Origin of the sequence: Sphingobium sp. BS19, assembly GCF_027925545.1 — a bacterium.
Lineage (GTDB): Bacteria > Pseudomonadota > Alphaproteobacteria > Sphingomonadales > Sphingomonadaceae > Sphingobium.
Genome location: NZ_BSEF01000010.1, coordinates 1 through 24818 on the forward strand (window position 1 = coordinate 1; position 24818 = coordinate 24818).

The window sequence follows — 24818 nt, forward strand, 5'->3', positions numbered from 1 at the left end:
GTGCTGCGCATGATCAGGACTCCCGTCCTGAAATCGCAAGGCTGGCCCTGCGATTTTGCGGCAACAGCAGGGCGCAAAGGCCATCGACGGCCCTCGAAACGAGGACACTTGCGATGTTACATACCTCATGTGCCAACGTCGAAGCGAAATACGCGCGGGTGGAAAACAACGCGACGGGCGGCATCGTGATGCTGTCGGCAACGCGGTCGTAGAAGGCGCGATCGCCGCGCTGGTGAACCCTCGCCGGAAGGGCATCGAGGAAGCGCTGCGCGCGATCCGGTAGCTCGTCGTCGGGGGCGACGACGCTGACGGGGCATGGATAAAACTTCTCCGGCAGCCCCTCAATCTGGTCGGCATTGAAGACGGCATAGGATCGCAGCACGCGGCGCATTTCGTCTGTGGCATCGCCGGTGACGGGCGACTCCACGGTCTTGCTGTAGCATTTGTAGAAAATGGCGATTTGCGACCGCTCGCCTTGGCGGACCTGGCCGCCCAACGCCTGTGACTGTTTATACGTCATCCAGGTCCGCGAATGGTAGCCGGCGCTTTCGGCGCAGAGCCACAGCCAGAAGCAATTGATGCCCTTATACGGGTCGCCGGTCGCGCGAAGGGGACGGCCGCCAAGGCCAGGTCGCCATGGCTTCACCCATGGGCGCACGCCGGATTCGAGTTTGTCGATGATTGCGTTTGTGATGGTGTCGGCGGGCGATGGTTTATCGGTGGTCTTTGCCACGGCAAGTTCTCCTGGTCTGATAGAGGCGAGCCCGGAGCAGCGCCCTCCCCTCTGAGAGGCCGCCGTCGGGGCACAAAAGAAGGGGCGACACTCCGCGAAGAGTGCCGCCCCCAGTCGCCTCGAACCGTGCAAACAGGCGTCAGGCCGCCTCGCTCAAATCCTCCTGACTGTCGTGCGTCGCGTCATCGGGGTCCGACTCATCATCACCATCATCGCCGGGATCGACGTCATCGCCCTCGTCGATGAAGGTCGAGCGCAGCGCGATGGTCTCGGGCTTTTCGATGGCATCGAAGCGCATCGCATCCGGCAGCCAGGCCGCCGCCTTTTCGCGGACCTCGGCCTCGACGATGCCCTGCCCGTTGCAAAGCGATGAGCAGGTTGCGGCAAGGTCGCCCTTCTTGGCGTCCTTGTAGCGGCCGCGCAGGATCGGCCCGCCGATGTCCTCAAGCGCGTCGAGCATGACATCCTTTTTGACGCGGCCGAAGAAGTTTTCGGCCGTGGGGCGCCACCAATGCTCGACCTGAATGTCGAGCGCGCGACCAAGATGGTCATGGAACCCGTTGGACCGTCCGCCTTCGGCAACATTCAGGCTCGGCTCCAGCGTGCGCGCGATCGAAAAGGCCACCCAACTGCCGCGTGCCTCGTCGTCGAGCGCACGAAAGGCGTCGAACCGCTCGGTCATGGTCTTGTGACCGGCCCAGCTCGTATCGAGACGCTGGCGTTGATCCTCGATGGTCTGCGACGCCATCGACCCTTCGTCGCGGAAGCCGAAGATCGGGAATTGCGCGCCGCTCGACTTGAGCGTCGAGTGATTGCGAACGTAGTTCTGCTCGAAGACGACATTCTGCGCCATCAGGAAGATGGTGAGATCCAGCGCCAACGCCGGATCACTGGCGATGTGAGCGACGAGAATCTGCCGGCGCTGGGTCGCCAGCTCGTCAATCAGCGTAGCGCTGAGTTTGGGTCCATGATCGATGTCGTCGGCGCCGTCGTCACCATTGGCACCGCCCATCACCTTGGGCGGAGCATTCGGATCGACAACCGGCTTCTCACTGAACATGCGGGTGTGAACGCGGGCTTCGCCATCGCCACCGATATAGACAAACGTCCCGATCTGCGCCCGGACCGCCGGATCGATCTCGCGACGGGAATCCTCAATGCCTTCAAGCTCCCGTTCGATTTCGTCGAGGCGATCGTTCGCCACCTCGGCCTCCGGCGTCCCATCGGTCAGTTCGCCTTCAAGCTGCTCGACGAGTTGGTCATTTTCGGCCGAAAGCGCTTCTACACGCGCACTTTCCGCTTCGCTGAGCGGCCGCGCGGGCGCGTGAAACTCATGAAGCTGACGCTCGAGATCGTAGGGAACGTGGGTGGCCGCGATCGGCGTCACGAAGGCAAGGCCCTCGGCCTGCGCGAGTTCGGCTGCAGCCGCCTCCAGCTTTTTGCCGGCAAGATCTTCGAGAAGATCGACGTCGATCCAGTTCTCGTCCCCCTCGGCGGCAAAGAGATCACCCTCGATGCGGCCGCCTGCGGCGACATAGGCATCGCGACCGATGAACCGTGCCTTGGCATCGTTCGCCTTGATCGTGCCGTTGAGGATCGCACGCCGGATGTTGTCGGGCTGATCGCCATAATAGGAGGTGCTCATCTGTGCGAAGACGCGAGCCTGACGATCGATGTCGCTCGTCACGGCATAGGCCTGGGCGACACCCAGGGTGATTTCGCCGGCGGCGAGAGCCTGGAACACGCTCGGTGCAAGCTCGGCAAGCCGCACCCGCTGCTCGACGAAGCGGGTGGTGACGCCCTGTCGCTTGGCAACGTCCTCGGCGGTCATCCCCTTCTGGATGAGGAAGTTAAACGCGGTGCTTTCATCCGCCGGGTTCATCGGAACGCGCTGAAAATTCTCAGTGAGGCTCGCCTCGACCGAGTTGTCGTCGTCGGTAAGGACGAGGACGGGCACGACATGGTCGACGGGCAAAGTGCCCTGTTCGATCAGGCTCTGGAGTGCGCGCAGCCGGCGCCCGCCCGCCTTGACGGTGAAATGGCCCGCTTTCTTGAGCGGGGTAACGATGAGATTCTGCAACAAGCCTTGCGTTGCGATGCTGGCGGCTAGGGCTTCGATACCGGCCTCCCGGCTCGATTTACGGACATTGTCTTTCGACAGCGAGAGGTTCTTGACCTTCACGGACTGGATCATCTTTTGTCTCCATCGGGAACTGGCGCGCCGCCTCGACGGTCACGCGAGCCTGCTCATCAGGCCCACAAAGCCGAAGGCCCCCTCCCCTCTCCTGCGCTGGGCGCGGAGAGAGGACCTCGGTCGTCAGGCGGCGATGCGCTCGATGACAGCAGCGGCATTCGCGACGGGAACGAACATCCGCGTCCTGTGCTGGATGATGTCGGTAAAACAGCCGGCCGCCTTGAGTTCGGCAAGCCGCGTGTGCGGCCAATCGAGCAGTTCGAGGCGCTGCTGGCCGGCGACCAAGCTGCGCTTGAGCCGGTAGGCTCCGACGGACGATATCTCGCCGCTGGTCATCACATGCTTTGCGGTATCGTCGCCTGACACGGTGATGGCGGCGTTGATCCCGAAGGCGTCCGCGAGCTTCGACACCAGCGGTGCAGGAACGATCCGGCCGAGGAAGGACTGGCCGTCATCGGTGTTCAGGCGCCAAACCTGAACATGATCGTCGGGCAAGCGATCCCAGACCGGCAGGAGCAGGCCCGCGACCAGATAGAGCGTGCTGGTGCGGGTCTTGTCCCGCATCTCCTCTACCTCGGCCTGCCACAGCGCCGAAAATTCCTCCTCGCTGGTCTCTTCCCACATCGTTTCCAGAAGCAAATCCTGCCGCATCCGCTCGGAACGGGTCGGCCGAACCAGCTCGTAGCGGCGAACGATCTCACCATCGTCATCGGTGAGCGAATAGGTGGTGCACCGGATCGCGGCCCTGCCGGACTTGCGATTGACGATCGGGCGCGAGTCGTCGCCGAGCATCCGCAATGCACGGTCGAGCGAGACCGGCTTGTAGCGCTCCTCCGTTTCGAGGCGCAGAATCTCGGTTTCTGCGCCACTGGTCTGGTCGCGCCGGATGACCGTGCGATCAAGGATCGTGATGCGTTCGGCATTGATGCTTTCAACGCCGAGATCGAGCGTGCCGGCTTCGCGCGCCGCTTCGATCCGGGCCTCAATCAGGCCGAGATATTCATCGAAGATCGCATTCTGCAACGCGATGCGCAGCGCGAGAATACGATTGAGCCAGCGCTGGATGGGCGGCAGCTCCTCCTTCAACCCGCCGCCTTCGCCCTCCAGCTCAAGTCCGGTCAGGGTCTGAAATTCGCCAAGCGTGGTCGAGCGCAGCTTGCCGTCGGCAAGCAGGCGGAACCATGTTTCGAGGGATTCTTTGGCATAGTCGCTTTCGAGATTGTCCCGCGGATCGAACAGACCCTGGCCGCCTGTCTGACGCTGGCCCCGCGTCAAGGCACCAAGGCTATCGAGGCGGCGGGCAATCGTCGAGATGAAGCGCCGCTCGCCGCGGCAGTCGGTCGATACCGGACGGAACAGCGGCGCGGTTGCCTGGTGCGTGCGATGGGTGCGGCCGAGACCCTGGATGGCCGCGTCAGCGCGCCAACCGGGTTCGAGCAGATAGTGGTTGCGGCGCGACTGGTTCTCGGCGGTGAGACTCGCGTGATAGCTGCGCCCGGTGCCGCCGGCATCGGAGAAGATCAGGATCTTCTTCTCGTTCCGCATGAAGGCATCGGTCTCGGCAAGGTTTGTTCGCGGCGAACGGCTCTCGATGCGCTGGCGACCGTGCGCGTCGATGACGATGCGTCGGCTGCGTCCCGTCACCTCGGCGACGGCATCGGTCCCGAAATGCCCGATGATATGATCAAGGGCGGACCCCACGATCGGCAGGGAGCAGAACCGCTCGACGAGATTGTCGCGCATCTCGAGCGCTTCCTGGCTGAAGATGGGACGCCCATCCTCGTCGGACATAGGCTCGGAGCGCGTCTTGCCGGTGTCGTCGACGAAGGTCTTCATCTGTCGGACGGGAAAGGCGGCGGTGAGATAGGACATGACGAACTCTTTGGGTGAAAGCTCGATGTCGAGATTCGCCCGGTCCTCGGCGTTCAGCGCGGCCAGTGCCCGGTTGAGCATCGCCTCGGACGTCGAGACGAGCTGGATCACGACGCTCTCGCCCCGGGCCAGATCGGCACGGATCGCCGGGATCAGCGAGGGCAGCTTCATGCCGATCAGGATCTGGCCGAAGAACCGCTGCTTGGTGGATTCGAAGATCGACAGCGCAGCGGCCTTCGCGCCGCTGTTGTAGGTGTCATTGGAGAAACTATCCGTCACTCGGGTGGCATTGAGCGCGGTGCGCAAATTGGCGTGGATGACCGCCCACGCATCGGCATAGGCGTCATAGACCTCGACCTGATCGGGCGTCAGGCGATGTTCGAGGATGTCATATTCGACACCGGCGAAACTGAGCGCCCTGGCGACATAGAGGCCCTGCATCTTCAGGTCGCGGGCGATCAATTCCATCGCCGCGATCCCGCCACGGCGCAAACTGTCGACGAATGCGCGGCGATCGGCGAAGGCGGTGGTCGGACCCCACAGGCCAAGCCGGGTGGCATAAGCGAGATTGTTGACGTCCGACGCGCCGGTTGCCGACACGTACAGGACGCGGGCGCGAGGCAGCAGGTTCTGCAGGCGCACGCCGGCGATGCCTTGATCGGAGCCGTCCTTGGTGCCGAAACGGCCTTCGCCGCCGGCGACACCCGCCATCTCGTGCGCCTCGTCGAACACCATCATGCCGTCGAAATCATCGCCGACCCAGTCGAGGATCTGCTGAAGGCGAGTACCCTTGTCCCCCCGGTTGGAGCGGAGCGTCGCATAGGTGAGGAAGAGCACACCCTCGGCCGCACCGATCGGCGTGCCCAGCTTCCACTGATTGAGATGCTGGATGTCGAGCGCGAGACCGCCGACCGCGGTCCAGTCGCGACGTGCGTCCTCCAGCAGTGTCTCGGTCTTAGATATCCAGATGTGCTTGCGGCGCCCGCGTAGCCACTGGTCGAGGATGATGGCGGCAACCTGACGGCCCTTGCCGGCACCCGTGCCGTCGCCAAGGAAGAATCCGGTCCGGTAAGGGCGACCGTTCTGGTCCGGCGTGAGCGACAACCCTTCCTCGGCCGCCTTGAACAGACCGGAGATGTCGCGCTCGAAAGCGTCACCGGCGTAGATCAGGGTTTCGAGCTGAGCGTCGGACAGCACCCGGGTGTCGACTACACTGGCCGGCAGCTTCGGAACGTAAGACGGCCGCGGTGCCGTAATCGAGCCCATGGCGATCGATTCCACCAGAGCGGTCGGATGCGCGGATGCACAGGGAATGGCGATCCGGCTTGGCCGATACGGCAGGTACACCCCCACCGCCTCACCGGTCGGTACGGGTGCAGCAAAGACGGTGTAGCCGATATCAAGCGCATTGAGAGATTGGGCGGTCGTCGCGATCGGGGCCGAAAGCCGGGGTCTGCTCGAGAGACCGCCGAGCAGGGATGCGCGCGCACGGGTTGGTGCAAGGCGCGCTGGGGAGAGTCTCGGGGTTTCCGTAACGCTGGCCGCGGAAGCGCTGATCGTCGCGAGCGCTTCGGCGAGCGAGTTGCACCGAACGATGGCGACGTCATCCTGGACGCCTTTTTCCAGAACGATGAGCTTCACGATCTGGCTGGTGCCGTGTTTGGCATAGGCATTGGCGGGCAGTTCGACGTGGAGCGTGATCGCACAGCCGTCGGTCGCCTTCGCCCAGGCGCGGCTCGATCTATCCACGCGATCGGGAAGGATAGCGGCGCAGCGCCCCCCGGCATCAAGCCGTTTCAGGGCGGCGCGCAAGTGGCGGAACGCGGCAAGCGGGTCGGCATGTCGACCGATGCTGCGAGAAAAGGGCGGGTTGATGAGCACTGCGGTCGGCCGGATCGACAGCGGCAGCAGATCGTGGATGAGTTCGCCATCGTGGCGACTGACCGGTGCGGTGGGGAATGCTGCCTGGAGCATGTCGGCACGCGCGGGATCGATCTCGTTGAGAACAAGCTTGGCGCCAGCGCGTGCGGCGAAAACGGCGAGGAGCCCGGTGCCGGCGGAGGGCTCCAGGACGGTATCGGCTGTGGTAATGCGAGCGGCGAGCGCGGCAAGATAGCCAATCGCGGCCGGTGTCGAAAATTGCTGGAGCGCGATCTGTTCTTCGCTGCGCACGGTATGCGTGGGCAGGGATACGGTGAGCGCGGTCAGGGCCGCAAGGCAATCTGCCGGCTGTTGCGGCAGGTCAAGCGTGGCGAGGTGCAGGACTTGGCCCAGCTCCAGGACATCATAGGCGTCGCGGAGTGACCAATGCCCATCGGCTGCGGTTGAACCATAAGCGGTTTCCATCGTCCGGAGCAGGCCAGGCCGGTCCATGCCATCGCCGTGGCGCAGCACGGCACAGATCGCCTTCGCAGCGGTGATGGATGGTTCGGTAAAATCGAGTTCGAGAGCAGCGGCTGAGGTGCGCATTGTAGGCCTCCATTGCATCATCCGGTGTCCATCACCGGATCAACAAGCCGGAGGCCTCCTCTCCTCTCTTCACTGGGAGTGCGTCTGGATCACGGTGTGAGGAACTGCGTTGCGGGCAAGCCGATCGCGCTGAGCATCGTTCCAATCATCATGCTCGGATGGGAGCCATTCCTCGACCCTTCGCCCGTTGGCGCTGAGGTGCTCCCCTGCCCTCTTCAGGCAGATCTTCGCCGCCGTATTCCGCTGGCCGAACACGATGACGCGCTTCACATGCGACGGTATGCCGACATGGGCGTAGCGCTCGGCACCAAGCACGGCCCAGACCGGCAATTGGAACCAGTCGATTGCGGACAAGGCATCTTCGATCCCCTCGGCGATGCCCAGAACGTCATCCGGCTCACCAAAGCGCACGCTGCCCGAGCCGAGCAGACCGAGCGCCAGCTTGGGTTTGCGGAAGGGGCGCCGCAAAATGTCTGTGGGATCGAGGAAGGTCCGGTGGACCGCGACCAGGCCCAGCTCGTTTCTCACCGCGGCGATCATTGCGGGAAGGGAGCGCCGATCCTTCCCCTTCCCTATGATCGTCTGTGGGTTGAAGCGAAGGTCGGACGTTGGCGCGTAAAGGCCCCGGGCATGAAGATAGGCTTCAGCCGGTGTGTCGGCGATGGGTACACTGTGCTGCCACAATGACCTGGCCAAGCCGCTCAGATCGCGCGCCGGCGCGCGTGGTTCGACGTGAACCGGCACCCGATCGTGCAAGCCCTGACGATCCAGAGCCTTGAGGATATCGGTCGATGTGCATCCCGCGAAACATTTGAACAGGATCGCCTTGGTGCCGAGGCGGACCGAAAGGCTAGGCGAGTGATCGTCATGGGCGGGGCAGCGGCACTCTCCGCGCGATCCTGACCAGCGTCCACCCAAGCTCTCGACGATTTGTTTAGCGCGGACTGCTGCATCGATGGTGGCGGGCATGGGCGAAACTCCTGTCGAAATCCAAGGTCGCTCCGCGCATGCCCCCTCCCCTCTTGCCGATCGGCGATGCCACCTGGAATCTATGCTGCCTTTGTCGCGAGCACACCGAACTCTTCGACGATCCGGTCGGTCGTGTAGTGGGTGGTGCCGTCGCGCTCGTAGGAGGTGTCACGGAGCCGTCCGGCAATCCGTACGAGATCGCCAACCTGGACCTTCTCATCAATATATTTACGCTGGCCCTCGCTGAAAATGACGACTCGGTTCCAGTAGCCATCCTCGATCCACTGATCGCCTTCTCCACGGCGGCGATAGTTCGCGCATACCGAGATGTTGGTGATCTTGGGCTTGGCATCGATCTCGCCGATCCGTCCGATGATCTCGAATTTGGCAAAATTGATCATGCGACCTCCTCACTGCGTCTGCCCAGCGGCGACGAGCGGTGGTGCAGCTACGATCGGTTCGCTGAGGATCTCGTCGCAGGGCGGAGCTGCCAAGGATCGAGACCGTGATGCTATCGTGGAACACCGGTCTGGAGGTATCCCCCTAGCGAGGGGGATCGGTTACGCTGTCGGACCGTAAAGGATCAGCGAATCGCCTCCTTGGTCTCTTAGAATCATTCTAAAACAACGCCGCTGCTCGCAGCGGAAGGATTCATGATTCTAAGTGATTCAGATTCTGTGCCGAAAAGACCCGCAATTTCAATGACCTGTCGCATTTATCCTGACCGCGCGGGGGATTTTGCCTGACCCCGCGGGGGCGTCACCCTGACCGATCGGGGGGAGATAGCTGACCTATTGGGGCTATCCTGACCTATTGGGGGCGCTGGCATCTGGCGATCCCGCGCTTGGGAACGGCGGCATTCTGCCAAGTTTTTCGAGCGTGAGGGAGCCGAAAACGGGCAGAACCCGAATCGCATTGCGACTCGGCGGAATATCAAGGCATTTGCGGACGTGCCATATGATTCCATCCTGACCGGATGGGGGCGACAAAAGTGTTTCAGCCTGCCCTGACTTGACGAGCGAGGACAGGTCAGGCAGCAATTAGGCGAATCTGCCCAATATGCGTTCGGCCTATGTGACATGGAACATGCGGAAAATCTAAGCGCCGATGTAGCGCAAGAGGCGCAAGCCGATTCGGCGCCGGGCCGTGCCATGCGAGTCGCGGCGGCTTTGCAAGCGAAGGGTGGCGAGGAGTTCGCCAAACCCGGCAGCATCGTTGAGATCAAATTCGTGAAAGGCCAGTCGCTCAGCCTGACGGCGTCGCGATTGCTCGCCTTGATGATTCTGACCGCAGGCGGGGATGCCTGGCAGGACCGGCCGCATCGGATGCGCAAGGCCGATATTCGCCGCGGTCATAAGGGTAATGAACGTATCTCCGACATGCTGGAGGAACTTCACCGGACCTTGTTTGCGATCGACGACCGGTCCTGGCGCGGCAAGAAAGCGACGCTTCGTTTTTCGCTGATCTCGTCGTCTCGCGAAGAGGCGGAAGATACAGACGGCGCGGATGCGGGTTGGATCGAATGGGAGTTTACGCCTGATGCGCGCAAGCTCATCCAGGAATCCGAGAGCTATGCCGTTCTTAATCGGCAGGCGGTGCTGGGCTTCCGATCGAGCTATGCGCTCAAACTCTATGAGATTGGATCGCTGCGGCTCCATCGCCGGCAGTCGACCTGGAAGGGCGATATGGCAGCGCTGCGTGCGGCGCTCGGAATATCACCTGAGGTGTATAAGGATTTCGCGCAACTCCGTCGCAAGGTGCTCGAAAAGGCAAAGGCCGAGATCGACCAACTGGCTCACTTCCGAGTCGAGTGGAAGGAGATACGACAGGGCCGGACGGTGACCGAGATCGAATTCCGTTTTGAACCGAAGGATGCGCCAGCGCAGATCGCGACCGTCGATGAGATTGAGCGGCACTCGACGGGGCGCAAGGCGCGCCGGGAAGGGGCAGTAGAGACGGTCGCCGAGACGGTGGAAGTGGGATCGCTCGTGAAGGCCACCATCAGCGCGCTCGTCGCGCCAGAGAAGAGTTCGGAGATCGTCTTTCCGCAAGGAACGATCCGGTTCAACGCGGAAGGCTTGGCCGCGATTGCCCGGTCGCATGGGGGCGGATGGGATATTGATCTCATCGCCGACGCCTATCGCCAGCAGATGGGCGACCGCCTGGCGAAGCTCAAGGGCGCGAAGCTGACGAGTTCTTGGACGGGTTTTTGCGAGAGTTTCGTTGCTCGAAGGGGCCGCCCATAAGCGAAATTGCACCGGTGCAATTTCGTCGTGCCCCCACCGAGTCAGGATGCCACGCCCGAAAGGCGATCGTCAGCCATTTTCGCCGCCATTGCCGCCGCCAGCATAGCTCTACTTTCGAAATAGCGCTTCTGTTTGACGAAAAAGCGCAAGTAGCGCTACTATGACCCGAGTTTCGCAAAGGGGCGCCCTGTGGCAGCATCACTAGACATCGACGACACCCATGATCTTCTCTCGGTGGCGGCGCTCGCCCAGCGCACCTCGTCGGTGCTGGAGCGCCTTCGCGATTCAGCGCGCAGCGCGCGCGCGGATGAACGCCGTGAGCCCACTTTTCCGATCGGAAAGGCCGCTGATCTGGTTGGGCGGACGCCCGCTGCAATCCGCGATGCGGAAAAAGACGGGCGTCTTCCGCCGCCGCCGCGAACCGAGAATAATCGCAGGGTTGGTTACACGCTTGCCCAACTCAATAATATGCGGGGCCTGTTCGGCACCAGGCCCTGGCGAGCGGCCGACGATCCATGCTGTGTCGTGGCCGTCCAGAACTTCAAGGGAGGTGTCGGCAAGTCGACCTTGTCGGTCCACCTTGCCCAATATCTCGCAATCCAGGGCTATCGTGTTGCCCTGATCGACTGCGACAGCCAAGCCTCCGCGACGACATTGTTCGGCTATGTGCCTGATCTTGATCTGAGCGAGGAGGATACGCTCTACCCGTTTCTCCGGGAAGAGGAGAAGACCTCCCTTGATTACGCGCTGCGCAAAACGCATTTCGACGGTCTCGAACTGATCCCGGCAAATTTGCGGCTGTTCCAGTCAGAATATGAGATTGCAGCCCGAATGGCTCGAGGGCAGGGGGGGCTTATCGATCGCCTCTCCGAAGGCATCGCTAGTATCTCCGATCGTTTCGATGTGATCGTGCTCGATCCGCCGCCGGCCCTTGGCGCCATCTCATTGTCGGTTTTGCGCGCCGCGAACGCGCTTGTCGTTCCCGTGCCGCCGACCGTCATGGACTTTTCTTCGACCGCGGCGTTTCTGGCGATGCTCGATGAAACCATCGAGACGCTGGCCGAACGCGGCTTTGCGCCGACGCTCAAATTCCTACGCTTTGTCGCCTCTAAGGTCGATGAGAATAAGTCGATGCAGAAGGAACTGCTCAATTTGATGCGGACACTTTTCGGTCAGGCGATGGTCCGCACGCCGCTGAAAGACTCCGCCGAGATTGACAACGCGACCGCGCGTTTGATGACGGTCTATGAGCTCGACGGTCCTGTGACGAGCAGTGCCGTCCGCAATCGTTGCCTCACCTATCTCGACGGGGTGAATGCTGAACTCGAGTTGGATATTCGGGCCATGTGGCCCAGCCATTTGAGCCGTTTGCGCAAGGAAGGTCTCGCGTGAAACGGGAAAATTGCACCGGTGCAATTCCGGGTGAAGGAACGGCTTCATGAGCAGAAAGAATGCTAGTTTCGCAGCAGAATTGGCCGCAGGTATCAATCCACCTGAAGATGGTGCGCCCGCGCCGCGCCGGCCTGGGCTGGGCGCCAATGTCCTGACAGGCCGGGAGAATCGGTTGGCCGAACTGGCGGCGGGGACGGTCGTTAGCCGCACCCACGAATTGGTTGATCCCGCACGTTGCCGGATGTGGGCAGGGCATAACCGCGAATATGCCTTGCTCAACGAAGAACGGTGCGCCGATCTTATCGAGAGCATAAAGGCGCAAGGGCGCCAAGAGATGCCCGCGATCGTCCGCCGCGTGCGTGGCGAACCCGATTATGATTTCGAGGTGATCTGCGGCGCGCGCCGCCATTGGTCGATCAGCTGGTTGCGCGGCCACAATTATCCCGACTTCCGGTTCCTGATCGACATTCGCGAACTGTCGGACGAGGAAGCGTTCCGCATAGCGGACATTGAGAACAGAGCGCGCGAAGACCTCAGTGATCTGGAGCGCGCGCGCGATTATCTTCGCGCGCTCGATGCGTATTATGAGGGCCGGCAAAAAGTCATGGCCGAGCGGATCAACGTTACCGAAAGCTGGTTGAGCCGTTATCTCGATCTCGCGCGCCTGCCGACGGAACTGATGGTCGCTTTTCCCAATCCGCAGGATTTGCGGATCAAGCATGTCACAGCCATCAAGCCCTTGCTGAAACCCGATGATCGTCGCCAGCGCGTATTTGCCGAAGCAGCGGCGCTCAGCGATCGATCGGGAGGAGAGGGCGCTCTTATTGCGGTGCCAGAGATTATTCGGGCATTGGCGCTGGCGGCCGATCCCCCCAAGAGGTCAGGATCCCCCAAGAGGTCAGGATCGAGTGAAACCGTGGCGTCGCAGAGCGGAAAGCCATTGCTTCGGTTCGAGGGTAAGGACCGCAAGGGGGTGAGGATCACCCTGCTTCCACATGCCGGCGGTTCGCGGGACGAAGCGGAGGCGGCCATCAAGGCATTGCTCGACACGCATTGGCAGTAGGCTCGGCTTCACGCCAGTTTGGCCACCAGCTTGCGTGCTCCCTGCGGCGTGACCTCAAGGAGCCGCGCCACGGCAGATGGGCGAAGCCCGGGATAGGCAAGCGCAAGGCGGGCGAGGAGGGGAGCGCGGCTGCGCCGTGTTGCCGATACGGCCAACGCCTTTGAGCCTTGGCGCTCGATCCAGTCGAGATCCTTCAGGCCGGATTGGCAGGTCGCCAGCAGCGATCGCATCATGACGTCGGTCAACTCGCCAACTTCGGGTGGCGGAAATTTCGGCAATAGAATCAGGGAGGGCAGGGTGCCCAATGTGAGACCGGCATGATGGAGCATGGCGGGGACATGGCTGGCCACCAACCAGGCGCGATCGCGCACCCTCGGTTCGAGCGTGAGCGTCCGACCGTCGATCGCCGTCACGTCCACTGCAGACTGATCGGCATCGACCACCGTCTTGAGCATGGCGGCAATCCGATCGGCGACAGAGCGCAGGGAAGGGGAGGGGTAGGGGGCTTGTACCTCGATCCGCGCCTGCCGCCACGCTGGACCAAAATAGGCCAGGTCGCTGCCCGCCCAAACTTCTGCTTCGGATCGATCGTCCAGGACTGTACGCAGGACGTTGAGTGTCGCGCGCGCCAGCGGCCCTGTGTTGGCAACACCGGCCTCTATCGCGAGATGGAACACTGCCGCGACCGAGACGGGATCGTTCAACCCCTCAGAGGCGCGGGGAGGGGGCGTGCGGCCACAGATCCAGTCCTGCAGATGCCGGACGTCGATAGGCACGCCTGCAAGGCCAGCGAGCTGCGCTGCGCCCTGCAGACGCGCTCGGGCCAGCCAGATGTCGGCCCAGGGGCTGTTTTGCAACCGTCCATCCAGTCGGCCGAGCAGGAGCATTGCCTGCTCGCAGGGGGCATTGGAGGAGGAGGAGGGCGCCATCCATGCGATTCTATCGCAATCTCAACGGAAACCAAAGTCAGCAGTTACTTTCCCTCTCTCATAGTGTCTAATTATGGACACGCGATAATTGCACTTATCATATAAGCGGAATTGACGCCTCTTTATAAGATAAGCTACAAGCGACGTTGAGGAGCGTGGCGCATCATGGGCACCGAAACTGCCCGGGAAGGGCCGAAAACCGCTGTAGCGCCGTCGGAGGCGGACCTGCCGGCTGTCAGGGCCCCGGTCGACCTTGCCTGGACGATCGTGCAGATGCGCGCCGGCGAGCGTATCACCGTCAACGAGGCGCTGATCGCAGCGTACCAAGCCGCCTCGTCGCCGCACAGCATCCGCGCTCTAAAATCCGATGTCGAAGCATTCGATGCCTGGTGCCGGCGCTCCAACCGGATTGCGCTGCCGGCAACGGCCGAGACCGTGGCCGATTATCTCGATGCCCGGGCGGGGAAGGGGAGCCGGCCAGCGTCGCTCTCCCGCTACAAGGCGTCGATCGCCAAGATCCACCAGCTGCTCGATCTGAAGGATCCGACGCCCGCCCCATTGGTCAAGCTGCGGCTGCAGGCGGTCCGCCGCGAGAAGGGGGCGGCACAAAAGCAGGCGCGGCCCTTACGGTTCAAAGGTCCGGTACGCGACGTCGAGCGCGACAAGGCGCGCGGGCTCAACATCCGCGCCTTGCTCGAGAGTTGCGGAGACGATCTGCCGGGCCTGCGTGATCGGGCGCTGCTGTCGACGGCTTACGACACCGGGCTGCGGGCCTCCGAGCTGGTGGCGGTCGCGGTCGAACATATCGAGGAGGCGATCGACCCCGAGGCGCGTCTGCTGCAGATCTTGCGCAGCAAAGGCGATCAGGACGGGGAGGGGGCAACCGCGTTTCTGAGCCCGCGCACCGTCGCGGCGATCGCGGCCTGGACCGAGGCGGCCGGGATCACCGCAGGGCCGCTGTTCCGGCGGGTGCAGGTGCGGCGCTACAAGGCCCGCGCTGCCGTGCGGGGTCGGCCGATCGACAGCATCTCAGGGCGAGAGACGTGGGATCTGCGCAAGACCCTGTCGAAGCCGGCGCTACCGGCACGGGTCGAGTATGACCTCGGCACCGTGGCGCTTCATCCCGCGTCCATCGGCCCAATCTATCGATCGATGATCCAGCGGGCGTTCGATCGTGGCGCTCTGCCCGATCTGACCGCGGATGATCTGGCGCGGCTGCTCAAGGGGATCAGCGCGCATTCGACGCGGATCGGGCTCAACCAGGATCTGTTCGCGAGCGGCGAGGATCTGGCCGGGATCATGGACGCGCTGCGCTGGAAAAGCCCGCGCATGCCGCTCGCGTACAATCGCAATCTTACAGCTGAAGCCGGCGCAGTTGGACGGCTGATGGCCAAATTCCGGTAGCGGGCCCATCGGTGGCGCAAGCCCACAGCCTGGATCGTTGATTGGCTTTATCGTGCGATCCGCGGCGTATAAGAGGCCCTGATGACGAAAGAACAAGCACCCGAGACGATTGCCGCAACGTACGGCGTGGCAACCGATGCGGCATTTGGGGCGGTGGCTCCGCCGATCTATCTGACAAGCACCTTCACTTTCGAGGGCTTTGAGCAGCCGCGCGAATTTGATTATGGTCGCGCGGGAAACCCGACGCGGGCGATGCTCGCCGAAGCGCTTGCTCGCCTCGAACATGGCGCGGGTGCGGTCATTACGGCAAGCGGCATGGCCGCTGTCGATCTGCTTCTGGCGCAGATTGATTCCGACGATCTCGTGTTGGCACCTCACGACTGCTACGGCGGAACCCGCCGCCTCCTGCTGGCGCGAGCCGCAAAACGGCAATTCCGGGTAACATTTATCGATCAATCGGATGGGGATGCGCTCGCCGTTGCCTTCTCCGACAAGCCGGCGCTAGTCTTGGTGGAGACCCCGAGCAATCCGCTGATGCGCGTTGTCGATATTCGCGGGATCTGCGCGCTCGCCAAGGCCGCCGGCGCGCGAGTTGCAGTCGATAACACCTTCCTCTCGCCAGCGCTGCAACGGCCGCTCACACTCGGGGCGGATTATGTAATCCACTCCACCACCAAGTATCTCAACGGCCATTCGGACGTGATCGGCGGCGCTGTCATCACGGCCGATGCCGACGAATACCTGAAGCTCGCTGTCTGGGCGAACGTCGTAGGGGTGACGGGCGCCCCCTTTGATGCGTGGCTGACGTTACGAGGATTGAGGACGCTGTTCCCACGTATTGAGCGGCAGCAGCGGACCGCAGGCATGATTGCCAAATATCTGGAGCAGCACGCCCGAGTGTGCGCTGTGCACTATCCCGGCCTCGCCTCCCACCCAGGCCATGTCATTGCCACATCTCAACAGCACGGTTTCGGCGCCATGTTGAGCTTTGAGCTCGAAGGCGGGGTCGAGGCGGTGGGCCGCTTTATCACCGCGATCGGCACCTTTACGCTCGCAGAATCGCTGGGAGGCGTCGAAAGCCTCATCTCTCATCCGGCGACGATGACGCATGCCGACATGGGCGTTGAGGCGCGACAAATGGCCGGCATCAACGATGGCCTGCTACGGCTTTCAATTGGGCTTGAGCATTTAGACGATCTGATTGCTGGTCTGGAGAAGGGGTTCGGCGCATGAGCGAGGCCTCGGATTCGGTCCCGCTCTGTCGCTATGAAGAGTTGGTTCGCCGAGAAAACCGGCAAAGGGCGGCGCGCAGCTCAGCTGCGGTCGCAGCGCTTGAGCAACTCGCCGGTGCCGATAACCTCAAAAGTGGCGGGGTCGATATACCGGACAGGCTGTCCGGTGGAGAGAGCTAGAGTCTGTCCTGCTCATATTGAAGCATATCCGGAGTTTCGCAGGTAGCTTGCGCATTCGGCTGGAGGGAATGCGTCGAGGAGGGATCCGATCCGACGCCATGTGGCTTCGACCGATCGCTCAGCGGCCTTGCGGAGCAGGAGCTTGAGCTTCGCGAAGACCTGCTCGATCGGGTTCAGGTCCGGGCTGTAGGCTGGCAGGAAGAACAGCTTGGCCCCAGCGGAGCGGAGCGCCTTGCGGACTGCAGCGCCTTTGTGGCTGCCCAGATTGTCCATGATGACGATGTCGCCAGGCTTAAGTGTCGGCACCAGGAACTGCTCGACCCAAGCGGTAAAGATCTCCCCGTTTATCGGCCCATCGAGAACGCAGGGTGCATCGATCCGGTCATGCCGAAGCGCCGCGATGAAGGTGAGGGTGCGCCATTTGCCGAAGGGCGCCCGCGCCACCAGCTTCTGGCCGCGCCGGCACCAGCCCCGGATCGGCGTCATGTTCGTCTTGGCCCAAGTCTCGTCGATGAAAACGAGTCGTTTGGCTTCAAGCAGGTGCTGATACTTCTTCCACTGCTCGCGCCGTCGGGCGATCGACGGCCTCAACTGCTCGTCGGCGAATAGCGTTTTTTTTTAAGCTGAAACCGGCCGAGTGCAGCAGCGCCCAAACCGTGTTGTGACTGATCGTGCGGTATCCCCGCTCGCGCAGCTCGATCGCCAATGCCCGTACCGTCAGGTCCGGCTGCTCGGCCAGTCGGCCCAAAAGCCATGACTGCTCGGATGCTAGCAGCCGACCTGGTCGGCCAATCCTCGGCCGCGATGCCGCGGTGCCCGTCCCGCGCCAACGCTGAGACCATCTCACCGCGCTCGACACGCTTACCCGAAAGACACCAGCCGCCTCACGAACCGTTCGGCCTGACGCGACGAACTTCGCCACACGCTCCCGCAAGTCGTTTGAATAAGGTCTGGCCATTCCTGCTAGCCTCCACTCCAGCAGGAAGCTTGATGAGGTGGACGGCCCCTGACCCAGCGGCATCGATTCGTGCCAGGATGATGCTGTCAGCGACCATCAACGGGAAGGAGCCGTCCGGATGCAGATTACCACGATTGGCCTCGACATCGCCAAGAACGTTTTTCAGCTTCATGGCGTCGATGATGCAGGGCAGCCGGTGTTGCGTCGGAAAGTTCGACGGGATCAGTTGCTGGCGGTTCTCGGCGGCTTTGAGCCGTGCCTGATCGGCATCGAAGCCTGCGCGACAGCGCATTACTGGGCGCGGCAGCTCCAATGCCTGGGCCATGAGGTGAAGCTGATGCCGCCTGCCTACGTGAAGGCTTATGTGAAGCGGAACAAAAATGATGCAGCCGATGCCGAAGCGATCTGCGAGGCGGTGAGGCGACCGACGATGCGCTTTGTGGCGATCAAGTCGGCCGACGCGCAGAGCGTGCTGATGTTGCATCGCGCCCGTCACCTGCTGGTCCGGCAGCGGACCGCGCAGGTTAGTGCGCTGCGCGCGCATCTGGCCGAATATGGGATTGTGGCACCCAGAGGCCGCGCCCATGTCCGCGAGCTCGTCGGCGTTCTCAACGCGGGCGAAGCAGCGATCCCGGAACTGGCGCGGCAGACATTGCTGCTGATCGCCGGCATGATTGATGGCTTGAGCCAACAGATCCGTCAGATCGAGATCGAGTTGATGGCTTGGCATCGCGCCAATGCCGCGTGCAAGCGTTTGGAGACGATCCCCGGCATCGGGTTTATCACCGCCACCGCGCTCGTTGCGACCGTCGGCGACGCCGCTATCTTCCGTTCCGGTCGCCAGTTTGCCGCCTGGCTGGGGTTGGTACCCAAGCAACATTCCTCCGGCGGGAAGGAGCGAATGGGCGCGATATCGAAGATGGGGGATCGCTATCTGCGCCATTTGCTAGTCGTCGGCGCAACCGCCGTTGTCCGCTACACCCGGCGCAAGCAGACGACCGTCAGCATCTGGGCGAACCAGCTGCTCGAGCGCAAGCCCGCAAGGCTGGTGACCGTCGCGGTCGCCAACAAGATGGCCCGGATCGCCTGGGCCGTGATGGCGCGCGATGAAAATTACCGCGCCGGTCCGGTAACCGCCTGACCTGGCGCCAACCACTTTGGGCAGGAGAGAACGACACGCGTGATGCCGATCCGGGGCTTGCCGGGGATGGAAACAACCTGAGTGATTCAACGCGCATCACAGCGCGCCAGCTTGATGAGGATCCCATCCACCGACACCATCATGGCCAGCGGCCTTTCACGCCGCGCAAACAGGCCGGACACATGAATGAACCTGACCCGGCTCAGATCAACGCGTCAATTTCCCCCTTGCCCAACAGGGGCCGTCCACACATGAATCACATCTTACCCCGCTTGGGAATCCCGCAACCGATTCAAATCAGCCAGGACAGACTCTAGGCGCTGCGCACCTGGGTAACGGCGTCGGCCGGGTTTCGTTTCAGCTTGACCGAAGTATTGAAACTCCAAAACGGTGATCGGCGAGCCATCTTCTCCCTCACAACGATAGCGCGCGCATTCCTCCTCCATCGGCAGAGCCTCTATGCCGCTTCGGGTGCAAAGAGACTGAGCATATCGACCCGCCTCGCCAACAGGTCGTCGAGCGTGTAGCTGTCGAGCACGGCCATGAATGCGGCAAGCGCCTCGCGAAGAACGCCCGTCGCTCCGCACGCCGGCGCGATGATGCAGCTTCCGCAATCGACCAGATCGAACCCATCCTCCGTGTGCCGCACGACCGATCCGATGATAATCTCACCCGGCGGTCGCGCGAGGCGAATTCCGCCAAGACGCCCCCGAGCGCTCGCCACAAAGCCCGCTTTTCCGAGGTCGTGAACCACCTTCATCAAATGGTTTTGCGAGATCGCATAGGCACCCGCCATCTCGGAAATCGAGCATAGCCGATCAGGCCGCGCTCCAAGGTAAAGCAGCACCCTAAGGGCATAGTCGGTGTAGCGCGTCAGCTTCATGTCGCTTCCCGGTCACAGCGCCCAATCGACGCTGCACTAATATATATGCATTCTTGTTGCATGTTTCCAACCCGGTGATACATGTAGCGTAGATACATGATTTCGGAGTCGGTCAATGGATGACGATACGCAGGTTGACGAGGAAGGGCTAAGCCGTCTCGTGACGCTGTTCTATGCGCGGGTCCGCGAGGATGCCGAGCTGGGGCCGATCTTCAACGACGCGATCGCCGATTGGCCGGAACATCTCGAAAAGCTGGCGGCATTCTGGTCATCGGTGATGCTCACCAGTGGTCGATACAAGGGTCAACCGGTGCCGGCTCATTTGAAGCACAAATCACGAATTACGCCGGCGCTATTCGACCGATGGCTAACGCTTTGGGCTGAGGCGACCAACGAAATGATGTCGCCCGAAGCCGCCGCCGCTTTGCAAGCGAAAGCGAAGCGGATCGCCGAAAGCCTGCAGCTCGCCGTGTTTTTTCGGCTCGATCGGCAACGCGCGGAAGGCTCGGCAATCAATTCCGATACGCTGGATTGCCCAAGGCGGAGAGTGCAAAGCCATGCCTGACATCCTTCCCTATCGTTCCACACCGGTGTTTGATCAGGATACACTACCGGCTGCCTTGCGGGCGCGACACGATACCAAGGCCGGTGTCTGGGGCCTGATCCGCGTTTTGGAAGGCGAGCTTAAGCTCACCTATCTCGATCCGCCTTCGGAGATCGTGCTGACACCGAACCAGCCAGGATTGGTTCTGCCGCAGCAGCCGCATTTCGTGACGCCGATGGGGTCAATGAAGATGCAGGTCGATTTCTACGATCAGCCGCCCGCGCGCTGACATTGCCGGAAATTTCAACGCATTTCAGAAGGAGAAGTTCATGTCGCAACCTCTTAGCGATCAGACGATCGCGCTCGTCAAGGCGACCGTTCCCGCGCTGGAAGCGCATGGTCTGGACATCGTACACGAAATGTATTCCCGGATGTTCCAGAACCCGGAAATCCGCGACCTTTTCAATCAGTCGCATCATGGCGACTCCGGATCGCAGCCGCGTGCGCTCACGGGCGCCATTCTCGCCTATGCCAGCAATATTGAAAATCTCGGTGCGCTTGCGCCTGCTGTTGAGCGGATCGCGCAAAAGCATGTGGGCCTTCAGATTTTGCCCGAGCACTATCCGCACGTTGCCGAGGCGCTCCTTGGCGCGATCAAGGCGGTGCTGGGAGATGCAGCAACGGAGGAAATCCTTGCGGCATGGGGCGAGGCCTACTGGTTCCTCGCCAATATCCTGATCGCACGCGAGCAGCGGGTCTACACAGAGCAGAAGGACGCGGCGGGCGGATGGAATGGCTGGCGTGACTTCCGCGTCGAAGACGTCTTGCGCGAGAGCAGCGTCATCAATTCCTACATTCTCCGCCCGGTCGATGGCGGACCCGTCATGCAGCACAAGCCGGGGCAGTATCTGACTTTCTGGCTGGAGATTCCCGGTCATCCGCCGGTCAAGCGCAACTACTCGATTTCGGCGGCTGCCAATGGCGAAACCTATCGCATTTCGGTGAAACGCGAATCGCAGGGCCTGGCTTCGGGATGGCTTCATGACGAGGTGAAGCCCGGAACCGTGTTGAAGGTCGCCGCGCCGGCGGGCGAGTTCTTCCTTTCCGAGCACGTCGAACGTCCCGTGGTCCTCCTCTCCGGCGGTGTGGGCCTGACGCCAATGGTGGCGATGCTCGAGGCGCTTGCGCAGAGCGGCGCCGATGTGCCCGTTCACTATATTCACGGAACCCATGATCGCGACACGCATGCGATGCGCGATCATGTCCGCACCGTAGCTGGGCCGGGCAGCGCGGTGTCGGTTACCGATTTCCATCAAACTCCGCTGGAAGGCGAAGCGCAGGGCCAGGACTATGATGTCTCCGGCATCATCACCGATGAGTGGCTCGTCGCCAACACGCCGGTCGGTGAGGCCGACTACTATATTTGCGGACCGCGCCCGTTCCTGCGTCACGCGGTTTCGACCTTGTCGCTCGCCGGTGTGCCGTCCGACCGAATTCACTACGAGTTCTTCGGCCCGGCGGACGAACTTCTGGCAGCCTGACGGGAGACGTTATGGACGACATCACCATAGCTCGGGCGATCCATGTTCTCGCGGTTCTGCTCTGGATCGGCGGCGTGGCGTTTGTGACACTCGTGGTGATGCCGTCCATTCGCGCCGCGCATCCGCCAGCTGACAGGCTCGCGGCTTTCCACAAGCTCGAAGGCCGTTTCGCGGCGCAAGCGCGCATCTGGGTGCTGCTTGCCGGCGTCAGCGGCTTTTGGATGGTTGAGCGCGGGCAGATGTGGGATCGGTTCGCCGACCTGCGTTTCTGGTGGATGCATGCGATGGTTGGCCTCTGGGCGATTTTCGCTGCCATGCTGTTCGTGATTGAGCCGTTATTTCTTCATCGACGCATGGAGGATTCATCGCAGCCCGCCGCCGACTTCGATCGCATGGAGGTCGTTCATCGCGGGCTTCTGGGGTTTGCGGTGATCACGCTTCTCGGCGCCGTGGCAGGCAGTCACGGATTGTTGTGAGGGCATTGATTGGTGACCCCAATTGTGCCGTATGACTTGTCGGAAAGCGGGCGTGGCGGGAACCCGGAGCGGACTAAGGTGTTGCAGCTTATGCGCAAGTTCCGTGGCCCGCTCCCCGGAGTCAGTGCTGCGCTGAAAAAAAGCCGCGTGGCAGCGACCAAAGGGGGATATTGATCGGGCATGGTTAAAAGTTTGACCGAGGCCGAGCGGCAGATCGCGCTCGCAATTTCTGTTGCTGTCGCCTTTTGCGGTTTGGTCCTCGCCGCCGCAGGCACCCAGGACACGATAGAAGTTCACGGATGGCTGATCCTGATCTTCGGCGCCATTTGCGCAGTTGTTGTAATCCGAGACTTATGGGAGCCGGAGCCGCCAAAATCCCGCCTCGAAAGCTATTATGACGACCCGATCAAGGCCGGCATTATCGCGAGCATGGCCTGGGCAGTGGTCGCCATGTTCGTGGGAGTATGGGTGGCAGCCCTGCTCGCGTTTCCCGATCTGACATTCGATAGCGCCTGGGCGAGCTTCGGCCGCCTGCGACCGGTTCACACGAGCGGTGTGATCTTTGGATTTGGCGGCAACGCGCTCATCGCCACCTCGTTTCATGTCGTGCAGCGGACCTCGCGTGCCCGGCTCCCCGATCAGCTTTCCCCCTGGTTTGTCCTTGTCGGCTACAATCTGTTCTGCATCCTGGCCGCCAGCGGATATCTGCTTGGTGTCACCCAATCGAAGGAATATGCCGAAGCCGAATGGTATGCGGACATCTGGCTGGTGATCGTCTGGGTGACCTATTTCGTCCTCTACATCAGGACGCTGGCGCGCCGCAAAGAACCCCACATCTATGTGGCCAACTGGTATTTCATGGCCTTCATCCTCGTCGTCGCAATTCTGCATATCATCAATAATCTCGCTGTCCCCGTCTCGCTGGGGCACGCCAAAAGCTATACGATCTGGTCGGGCGTGCAGGACGCGATGGTGCAGTGGTGGTATGGCCACAATGCCGTCGCCTTCTTCCTCACGGCCGGCTTCCTGGGGATGCTCTATTATTATCTGCCGATACGGGCGCAGCGGCCGATCTTCTCGTATCGGCTGTCGATCCTGAGCTTCTGGGGCATCACATTTTTCTACATGTGGGCCGGCTCGCATCATCTTCACTATACGGCGCTGCCGCATTGGGTCCAGACGCTGGGGATGACCTTCTCGGTCATGCTTCTCGTTCCGTCCTGGGCCTCGGCCGGGAATGCCTTGCTGACGTTGAACGGCGCATGGCACTGCGTGCGTGACGATGCCACGCTGCGCTTCATGATGGTCGCAGCCGTGTTCTACGGCATTTCTACCTTCGAAGGATCCTTCCTGGCGATCCGCCCGGTCAATTCTCTCTCGCATTATACCGATTGGACCGTGGGCCACGTTCATGCAGGCGCACTCGGATGGGTCGCGCTCATTACCTTCGGCTCATTCTATACGCTGGTGCCGTCACTCTGGAAGCGCGAGAAGATGTATTCGTCGGCGCTGGTCGAGTGGCATTTCTGGCTCGCTCTGGCCGGGACACTTGTCTACATTTTCGCAATGTGGAATTCCGGCATTATCCAGGGCCTTATGTGGCGGACCTATACGGAGGAAGGCACGCTCGCCTATTCGTTCCTCGACTCGCTGCGCGCGATGTATCCCTATTACATCGCGCGTACCTTCGGCGGCCTGTTGTTCCTGATCGGAGCAGTGATCGGCTCTTACAATATGTGGAGGACCATTCGCGCATCGCCATCCAGCGCGGCGATAGAAGGCGACGTTCCTTTGAACGTCACCACCGCGGTGGTGAGGGGCTGAGCAATGGCGGAACTCTTTCATCGCAAGCTTGAGCGGAGCACCATCGGCTTCGTGCTCGCAATTGTCGCGGCTGCCAGTGTCGGCGGCCTTGTCGAAATAGCCCCACTCTTCACGATCGATGAGACAGTGGAGAAGGCGCCTGACATGCGGCTCTACACACCACTCGAACTGGCAGGTCGGAATATCTACGTTCGCGAGGGCTGCTATGCCTGCCACAGCCAGATGATCCGCACCTTGCAGGATGAGGTCGAGCGCTACGGGCCTTATTCTCTGGCGGTCGAGTCCAAGTATGACCATCCGATGCTCTGGGGCTCGAAGCGAACCGGCCCGGATCTTGCCCGCATCGGCGGCAAATATTCGGATTTCTGGCACGTCGCCCATCTGACCAATCCGCGCGAGGTCGTGCCCGATTCAAACATGCCCGCCTATTCCTGGCTGGCGCGCACCGCACTGCGGGTCGATGATCTGCCTTTGCATCTGAAAGCCCTGCGCGCTGCCGGCGTTCCCTACACCGACGCGATGATCGAAAACGCCAGCATCGATGCTTACGACCAAGCGACGCCGGAAAGCTCGACGTCGTCCGGTGTTGCGGATCGCTACGGCAAAGAAACGCAAGTGCGCGTGTTCGACGACGTGGCGACCGAAGTCACCGAAATGGACGCTTTGGTGGCTTATCTCCAGGTTTTGGGACGGCTGACCGATGCGCCGTATAAGAATACGGCAGCGCCGCAAAAGCCACCTGGGCCGGTGAAATGAGATGAGGAGAGA

20 protein-coding genes and 1 pseudogene are annotated in these 24818 nt (G+C 61.9%); 13 read left to right on the top strand and 8 right to left on the bottom strand.

Annotated features, from left to right (window positions below; all coding sequences use genetic code 11):
* Positions 1–124: 124 nt before the first annotated feature.
* The 5 genes and pseudogenes from QMG56_RS12525 to QMG56_RS12545 all read right to left on the bottom strand — a co-directional run.
* A pseudogene (locus QMG56_RS12525) lies at positions 125–733 on the bottom strand (ArdC family protein); the annotation flags it as partial.
* A gap of 139 nt (positions 734–872) precedes the next feature.
* Complete coding sequence (locus tag QMG56_RS12530; RefSeq protein WP_281822810.1) at positions 873–2927, bottom strand: ParB/RepB/Spo0J family partition protein; 2055 nt, start codon at positions 2925–2927, stop codon at positions 873–875.
* Positions 2928–3050: 123 nt separating this feature from the next.
* The gene (locus QMG56_RS12535) at positions 3051–7268 is read right to left on the bottom strand and encodes a strawberry notch-like NTP hydrolase domain-containing protein (protein ID WP_281822811.1); all 4218 of its coding nucleotides are present in this window, start codon (positions 7266–7268) and stop codon (positions 3051–3053) included.
* Positions 7269–7337: 69 nt separating this feature from the next.
* On the bottom strand, positions 7338–8237 hold the full coding sequence (locus tag QMG56_RS12540; RefSeq protein ID WP_281822812.1) for a toprim domain-containing protein: 900 nt from the start codon (positions 8235–8237) through the stop codon (positions 7338–7340).
* Between the two features lie 80 nt (positions 8238–8317).
* Positions 8318–8638, bottom strand: coding sequence for a single-stranded DNA-binding protein (locus QMG56_RS12545; RefSeq protein ID WP_281822813.1), 321 nt, complete (start codon positions 8636–8638; stop codon positions 8318–8320).
* A gap of 750 nt (positions 8639–9388) precedes the next feature.
* On the opposite strand from QMG56_RS12545, the gene QMG56_RS12550 reads away from it, so the two are divergent.
* The 3 genes from QMG56_RS12550 (at position 9389) to QMG56_RS12560 (ending at position 12938) form a co-directional block, all read left to right on the top strand.
* Positions 9389–10483 carry a replication initiation protein gene (locus QMG56_RS12550; RefSeq protein ID WP_208634715.1) on the top strand — a complete coding sequence of 365 codons (1095 nt, stop codon included), beginning with the start codon at positions 9389–9391 and terminating at the stop codon, positions 10481–10483.
* Positions 10484–10672: 189 nt separating this feature from the next.
* Positions 10673–11875, top strand: a complete 1203-nt coding sequence (locus QMG56_RS12555) for an AAA family ATPase (RefSeq protein ID WP_281822815.1) — start codon at positions 10673–10675, stop codon at positions 11873–11875.
* A 46-nt stretch (positions 11876–11921) separates the two neighbouring features.
* Positions 11922–12938, top strand: coding sequence for a ParB/RepB/Spo0J family partition protein (locus QMG56_RS12560; protein WP_281822816.1), 1017 nt, complete (start codon positions 11922–11924; stop codon positions 12936–12938).
* An 8-nt stretch (positions 12939–12946) separates the two neighbouring features.
* Here QMG56_RS12560 and QMG56_RS12565 read toward each other — a convergent pair whose 3' ends face one another.
* Positions 12947–13867, bottom strand: a complete 921-nt coding sequence (locus QMG56_RS12565; RefSeq protein WP_281822817.1) for a hypothetical protein — start codon at positions 13865–13867, stop codon at positions 12947–12949.
* Positions 13868–14032: 165 nt separating this feature from the next.
* On the opposite strand from QMG56_RS12565, the gene QMG56_RS12570 reads away from it, so the two are divergent.
* From QMG56_RS12570 to QMG56_RS12580, 3 genes are all read left to right on the top strand, one after another.
* On the top strand, positions 14033–15271 hold the full coding sequence (locus QMG56_RS12570) for a tyrosine-type recombinase/integrase (RefSeq protein ID WP_024018139.1): 1239 nt from the start codon (positions 14033–14035) through the stop codon (positions 15269–15271).
* Positions 15272–15352: 81 nt separating this feature from the next.
* On the top strand, positions 15353–16504 hold the full coding sequence (metB, locus tag QMG56_RS12575) for a cystathionine gamma-synthase (protein ID WP_024018140.1): 1152 nt from the start codon (positions 15353–15355) through the stop codon (positions 16502–16504).
* On the top strand, positions 16501–16683 hold the full coding sequence (locus tag QMG56_RS12580; protein ID WP_281822818.1) for a hypothetical protein: 183 nt from the start codon (positions 16501–16503) through the stop codon (positions 16681–16683). The genes metB and QMG56_RS12580 overlap by 4 nt, the downstream gene beginning before the upstream one ends.
* A gap of 12 nt (positions 16684–16695) precedes the next feature.
* On the opposite strand, the gene QMG56_RS12585 is transcribed toward QMG56_RS12580, so the two are convergent.
* A protein-coding gene (locus QMG56_RS12585) for an IS630 family transposase (RefSeq protein WP_161633889.1) occupies positions 16696–17641 on the bottom strand; the annotation gives its coding sequence in 2 pieces (ribosomal slippage) (positions 16696–17301 and positions 17303–17641; 945 coding nt in all).
* 118 nt (positions 17642–17759) lie between these two features.
* Here QMG56_RS12585 and QMG56_RS12590 point away from each other — a divergent pair.
* Positions 17760–18782: an IS110 family transposase gene (locus QMG56_RS12590; RefSeq protein WP_024018141.1), complete on the top strand. Its 1023-nt coding sequence runs from the start codon at positions 17760–17762 to the stop codon at positions 18780–18782.
* Positions 18783–19239: 457 nt separating this feature from the next.
* Here the strand turns inward: QMG56_RS12590 and QMG56_RS12595 are convergent, their stop codons facing one another.
* Entirely contained in the window at positions 19240–19665 is a 426-nt protein-coding gene (locus tag QMG56_RS12595; RefSeq protein WP_024018143.1) for an Rrf2 family transcriptional regulator, read from the bottom strand.
* 115 nt (positions 19666–19780) lie between these two features.
* Here QMG56_RS12595 and QMG56_RS12600 point away from each other — a divergent pair, with 115 nt between their 5' ends.
* From QMG56_RS12600 to ccoO, 6 genes are all read left to right on the top strand, one after another.
* The gene (locus tag QMG56_RS12600) at positions 19781–20230 is read left to right on the top strand and encodes a group III truncated hemoglobin (RefSeq protein ID WP_031308568.1); all 450 of its coding nucleotides are present in this window, start codon (positions 19781–19783) and stop codon (positions 20228–20230) included.
* A complete protein-coding gene (locus QMG56_RS12605; RefSeq protein ID WP_031308569.1) occupies positions 20223–20498 on the top strand; it encodes a DUF1971 domain-containing protein in 276 nt (91 codons plus the stop codon). Before QMG56_RS12600 ends, QMG56_RS12605 begins: the two co-directional genes overlap by 8 nt.
* Positions 20499–20538: 40 nt before the next feature.
* Entirely contained in the window at positions 20539–21750 is a 1212-nt protein-coding gene (gene hmpA, locus QMG56_RS12610; protein WP_281822819.1) for an NO-inducible flavohemoprotein, read from the top strand.
* Between the two features lie 11 nt (positions 21751–21761).
* Positions 21762–22226 (top strand): hypothetical protein, encoded by a 465-nt coding sequence (locus QMG56_RS12615; RefSeq protein ID WP_024018145.1) that lies wholly within the window; start codon positions 21762–21764, stop codon positions 22224–22226.
* A 180-nt stretch (positions 22227–22406) separates the two neighbouring features.
* Entirely contained in the window at positions 22407–24050 is a 1644-nt protein-coding gene (gene ccoN, locus QMG56_RS12620) for a cytochrome-c oxidase, cbb3-type subunit I (protein ID WP_024018146.1), read from the top strand.
* A gap of 3 nt (positions 24051–24053) precedes the next feature.
* Entirely contained in the window at positions 24054–24806 is a 753-nt protein-coding gene (gene ccoO / locus QMG56_RS12625) for a cytochrome-c oxidase, cbb3-type subunit II (RefSeq protein WP_024018147.1), read from the top strand.
* Positions 24807–24818 lie beyond the last annotated feature (12 nt).